General features: G+C 48.1%; 2 tRNA genes and 3 rRNA genes. All 5 read left to right on the top strand.

Annotated features, from left to right (window positions below):
• The first annotated feature begins 276 nt into the window (after window positions 1–276).
• Window positions 277–1,806 (top strand): 16S ribosomal RNA (locus DNG35_RS12040).
• 136 nt (window positions 1,807–1,942) lie between these two features.
• Window positions 1,943–2,016, top strand: a tRNA-Ile gene (locus DNG35_RS12045).
• A gap of 128 nt (window positions 2,017–2,144) precedes the next feature.
• Window positions 2,145–2,218: transfer RNA gene (locus DNG35_RS12050), tRNA-Ala, on the top strand.
• A gap of 202 nt (window positions 2,219–2,420) precedes the next feature.
• Window positions 2,421–5,244: ribosomal RNA gene (locus DNG35_RS12055) — 23S ribosomal RNA — on the top strand.
• A 120-nt stretch (window positions 5,245–5,364) separates the two neighbouring features.
• Window positions 5,365–5,473 (top strand): 5S ribosomal RNA (gene rrf / locus DNG35_RS12060).
• Together the 16S, 23S and 5S rRNA genes with 2 tRNA genes alongside form the textbook arrangement of a ribosomal RNA operon.
• Window positions 5,474–5,517: the final 44 nt, after the last annotated feature.

Consider the following 5,517-nt stretch of genomic DNA (forward strand, 5'->3'; position numbering starts at 1 on the left):
TTGCCGAATTAAAAAAGAGTTATACATTTGCACTCGCAAAACGGGAAAGAGTTTTGAAAAGGTATGGTCTGGTGTCCGTTGTGGGGGTTCGATTCCCTTGGTATCACAAGAATGAGAGTTCATTGACATATTGAATTGACAGAAGTGTACGCTTGATAGAGATATCAGGTAATACGAATAAAATTAAGGCTAATTTACGTTTAATTTTTTTGAGTTGGGATTTTTCAAAAGAAGAATCCATTCAAGGTTGTTTTGAGGAAACATATTTAAGAGACAACAATGAAGAGTTTGATCCTGGCTCAGGATGAACGCTAGCGGCAGGCCTAACACATGCAAGTCGAACGGTAACAGGGAGGAGCTTGCTCCTTTGCTGACGAGTGGCGCACGGGTGCGTAACGCGTATACAATCTACCTATTACAGGGGTATAGCCCGGAGAAATTTGGATTAATCCCCCATAGTATCACGGGATGGCATCATCTAGTGATTAAAACCTTGGTGGTAATAGATGAGTATGCGTACTATTAGCTAGTAGGTAAGGTAACGGCTTACCTAGGCGACGATAGTTAGGGGTCCTGAGAGGGAGATCCCCCACACTGGTACTGAGACACGGACCAGACTCCTACGGGAGGCAGCAGTGAGGAATATTGGACAATGGGCGGGAGCCTGATCCAGCCATGCCGCGTGCAGGAAGACTGCCCTATGGGTTGTAAACTGCTTTTGTACGGGAAGAAATGGGGCTACGTGTAGTTCTTTGACGGTACCGTAAGAATAAGCATCGGCTAACTCCGTGCCAGCAGCCGCGGTAATACGGAGGATGCAAGCGTTATCCGGAATCATTGGGTTTAAAGGGTCCGTAGGCGGATTGGTAAGTCAGTGGTGAAAGTCTGCAGCTCAACTGTAGAACTGCCATTGATACTGCCGGTCTTGAGTCATTATGAAGTGGTTAGAATGAGTAGTGTAGCGGTGAAATGCATAGATATTACTCAGAATACCGATTGCGAAGGCAGATCACTAATAATGTACTGACGCTGATGGACGAAAGCGTGGGGAGCGAACAGGATTAGATACCCTGGTAGTCCACGCCGTAAACGATGGTTACTAGCTGTCCGGTGCGATTGAGTGCTGGGTGGCTAAGCGAAAGTGATAAGTAACCCACCTGGGGAGTACGTTCGCAAGAATGAAACTCAAAGGAATTGACGGGGGCCCGCACAAGCGGTGGAGCATGTGGTTTAATTCGATGATACGCGAGGAACCTTACCAGGGCTTAAATGTAGTCTGACAGGACTGGAAACAGTTTTTTCTTCGGACAGATTACAAGGTGCTGCATGGTTGTCGTCAGCTCGTGCCGTGAGGTGTCAGGTTAAGTCCTATAACGAGCGCAACCCCTGTGGTCAGTTGCCAGCGAGTAATGTCGGGAACTCTGGCCAGACTGCCGGTGCAAACCGCGAGGAAGGTGGGGATGACGTCAAATCATCACGGCCCTTACGTCCTGGGCCACACACGTGCTACAATGGTAGGGACAGAGAGCAGCCACCACGCGAGTGGGAGCGAATCTACAAACCCTATCACAGTTCGGATCGCAGTCTGCAACTCGACTGCGTGAAGCTGGAATCGCTAGTAATCGCATATCAGCCATGATGCGGTGAATACGTTCCCGGGCCTTGTACACACCGCCCGTCAAGCCATGGAAGCTGGGGGTACCTGAAGTCCGTTACCGCAAGGATCGGCCTAGGGTAAAACTGGTAACTGGGGCTAAGTCGTAACAAGGTAGCCGTACCGGAAGGTGCGGCTGGAACACCTCCTTTCTAGAGTATTTTCCATTTATGGGGAATCATCTTTAAGGCGACTATGACTCAAGAGAAAAGCGAATTTGGTCTTAATTTTTCTGTCGATTTAATAAAAAAGCTGTAGGCTGATGGCCATCAGCTATAAGCTAAAGACAGTCTCATAGCTCAGCTGGTTAGAGCGCTACACTGATAATGTAGAGGTCGGCAGTTCGAGTCTGCCTGAGACTACAGTTGAATTAAGGATTATTAATCAATGATTTTTAATTGAAAAAGTTCATAAGATATTGAAGGAAATTCTAGAAGTTGAAGTAATTATCGGCTAATTACTATTCACTAATTACTAACTGCTAGTAAATGGGGAATTAGCTCAGCTGGCTAGAGCGCCTGCCTTGCACGCAGGAGGTCATCGGTTCGACTCCGATATTCTCCACAACATTCCCGCTCAGGCGGGAATCTCTTTGAGGAATTGCTGTTAATTTGATTAAGAGTAGTGCCTAAAGAGATACCCAATCAAGTTGGGTATACAACGTTCATTGACATATTGAGAAAACATAAAGAATACGAGAGAAGAAGTCGCACTGTATGTATATATAGTGTGCGAACAAAAAATATAAAAGCAAATTAGGTAAAAGACATAAGCTTGATAAGGGCGTATGGGGGATGCCTAGGCTCTCAGAGGCGACGAAGGACGTGATAAGCTGCGAAAAGCTGCGGGGATTGGCACATACAAATTGATCCGCGGATATCCGAATGGGGCAACCCGGCATACTGAAGGTATGTCACCCGCAAGGGGGCAAACCCGGAGAACTGAAACATCTAAGTACCCGGAGGAAGAGAAAACAATAGTGATTACGCTAGTAGTGGCGAGCGAACGCGTAATAGCCCAAACCATGACGTTTACGGACGTTATGGGGTTGTAGGACTGCGCTATTCGATGCTTAAAGAACTAGAACAAACTGGAAAGTTTGGCCAAAGAAGGTGATAGCCCTGTATAGGTAATAAGAGTTATTGATAGCAGTATCCTGAGTAGTGCGGGGCACGTGAAACCCTGTATGAATCCGGCGGGACCATCCGCCAAGGCTAAATACTACTGAGAGACCGATAGTGAACCAGTACCGTGAGGGAAAGGTGAAAAGAACCTTGAATAAAGGAGTGAAATAGACCCTGAAACCATACGCTTACAAGCGGTCGGAGCCCCATTGGGGTGACGGCGTGCCTTTTGCATAATGAGCCTACGAGTTACTTTATCTAGCAAGGTTAAGCACTTCAGGTGTGGAGCCGTAGCGAAAGCGAGTCTTAATAGGGCGCTTGAGTTAGGTTGAGTAGACGCGAAACCGTGTGATCTACCCTTGGGCAGGTTGAAGCTTTGTTAACCCAAAGTGGAGGACCGAACCCGTTGACGTTGAAAAGTCTTGGGATGACCTGAGGGTAGGGGTGAAAGGCCAATCAAACTCGGAAATAGCTCGTACTCCCCGAAATGCATTTAGGTGCAGCGGTATATTAGTTTTATAGAGGTAGAGCTACTGATTGGATGCGGGGGCTTCACCGCCTACCAATTCCTGACAAACTCCGAATGCTATAAAATGATGTATATCAGTGAGGGCATGGGTGCTAAGGTCCATGTCCGAGAGGGAAAGAACCCAGACCATCAGCTAAGGTCCCCAAATGTATGTTAAGTTGAATAAACGCGGTTGAACTGCTTAGACAGCTAGGATGTTGGCTTGGAAGCAGCCATTCATTTAAAGAGTGCGTAACAGCTCACTAGTCGAGCGGTTCGGCATGGATAATAATCGGGCATAAACATACTACCGAAGCTATGGACAGATTTATCTGTGGTAGGGGAGCATTCCATATGGGTTGAAGGTGTACTGCGAGGTATGCTGGACCGTATGGAAAAGAAAATGTAGGCATAAGTAACGATAAGACGGGCGAGAAACCCGTCCACCGAAAGACTAAGGTTTCCTCAGCTATGCTAATCAGCTGAGGGTTAGTCGGGACCTAAGGCGAACCCGAAAGGGGTAGTCGATGGACAAGCAGTTAATATTCTGCTACCTGCTTTACAACAAAAGTGACGGAGGCGTCAACTTGGTGCGTGCTGACGGAATAGCACGTTGAAGTTGCCGAAAGGTAACGATAGTACACTCAAGCTTCGGCGGCGGTGATAATCCAGGGGATCGACTTCCAAGAAAAGCGAGTAAGGCAGCCCGTACCGCAAACCGACACAGGTAGTTGGGATGAGAATTCTAAGGTGCTCGAGAGATTCATGGCTAAGGAACTAGGCAAAATAGACCTGTAACTTCGGGAGAAAGGTCGCCCCACTCCGGTGGGGCCGCAGTGAAGAGGTCCAGGCGACTGTTTATCAAAAACACAGGGCTCTGCAAAATCGAAAGATGACGTATAGGGCCTGACACCTGCCCGGTGCTGGAAGGTTAAGAGGAGATGTCAGCTTCGGCGAAGCATTGAATTGAAGCCCCAGTAAACGGCGGCCGTAACTATAACGGTCCTAAGGTAGCGAAATTCCTTGTCGGGTAAGTTCCGACCTGCACGAATGGTGTAACGATCTGGACACTGTCTCAGCCATGAGCTCGGTGAAATTGTAGTATCGGTGAAGATGCCGATTACCCGCTGTGGGACGAAAAGACCCCGTGAACCTTTACTATAGCTTAGTATTGACTTTGGACAAGTGATGTGTAGGATAGGTGGGAGACTTTGAAGCTGCATCGCCAGGTGTGGTGGAGTCATTGTTGAAATACCACCCTTTACTTGTTCGGAGCCTAACTTCCTTTATGGAAGGACAGTGCTTGGTGGGTAGTTTGACTGGGGTGGTCGCCTCCAAAAGAGTAACGGAGGCTTCTAAAGGTTCCCTCAGCACGCTTGGTAACCGTGCGTAGAGTGCAATGGCAAAAGGGAGCTTGACTGAGAGACATACAGGTCGATCAGGTACGAAAGTAGAGCATAGTGATCCGGTGGTTCCGCATGGAAGGGCCATCGCTCAAAGGATAAAAGGTACTCCGGGGATAACAGGCTGATCTCCCCCAAGAGCTCACATCGACGGGGGGGTTTGGCACCTCGATGTCGGCTCGTCACATCCTGGGGCTGGAGAAGGTCCCAAGGGTTGGGCTGTTCGCCCATTAAAGTGGCACGCGAGCTGGGTTCAGAACGTCGTGAGACAGTTCGGTCTCTATCTACAGTGGGCGCAAGAAATTTGAGTGGATCTGACTCTAGTACGAGAGGACCGAGTTGGACCAACCTCTGGTGTACCAGTTGTTCCGCCAGGAGCACTGCTGGGTAGCTACGTTGGGAAGGGATAAGCGCTGAAAGCATATAAGCGCGAAACCCACCACAAGATGAGATTTCTTTAAAGGGTCGTGGGAGACTACCACGTTGATAGGTCATAGGTGTAAAGGCGGTAACGTCATAGCCGAGTGATACTAATAACCCGTACGGCTTATGTCAAGCCCTGCTTTGTTTTTATCTTTTGGATACTTCCCGTATACTTTGTGTTTTTTTCGATATGTTAACTTATTGGTCAGCAGTTAGCTGACGGCTTTAAGCTTATGGCTTACAGCAAAAATTTAAGGTGGTTATAGCAACGGGGCTCACCTCTTCCCATTCCGAACAGAGAAGTTAAGCCCGTTTGCGCCGATGGTACTGCTTATTGTGGGAGAGTAGGTCGCCGCCTTTTTTAAGCCCTCATCTTTTGATGGGGGCTTTTTGTTTTTATGGACT

Source organism: Mesonia sp. K7, from assembly GCF_003233725.1.
Classification (GTDB): domain Bacteria; phylum Bacteroidota; class Bacteroidia; order Flavobacteriales; family Flavobacteriaceae; genus Mesonia.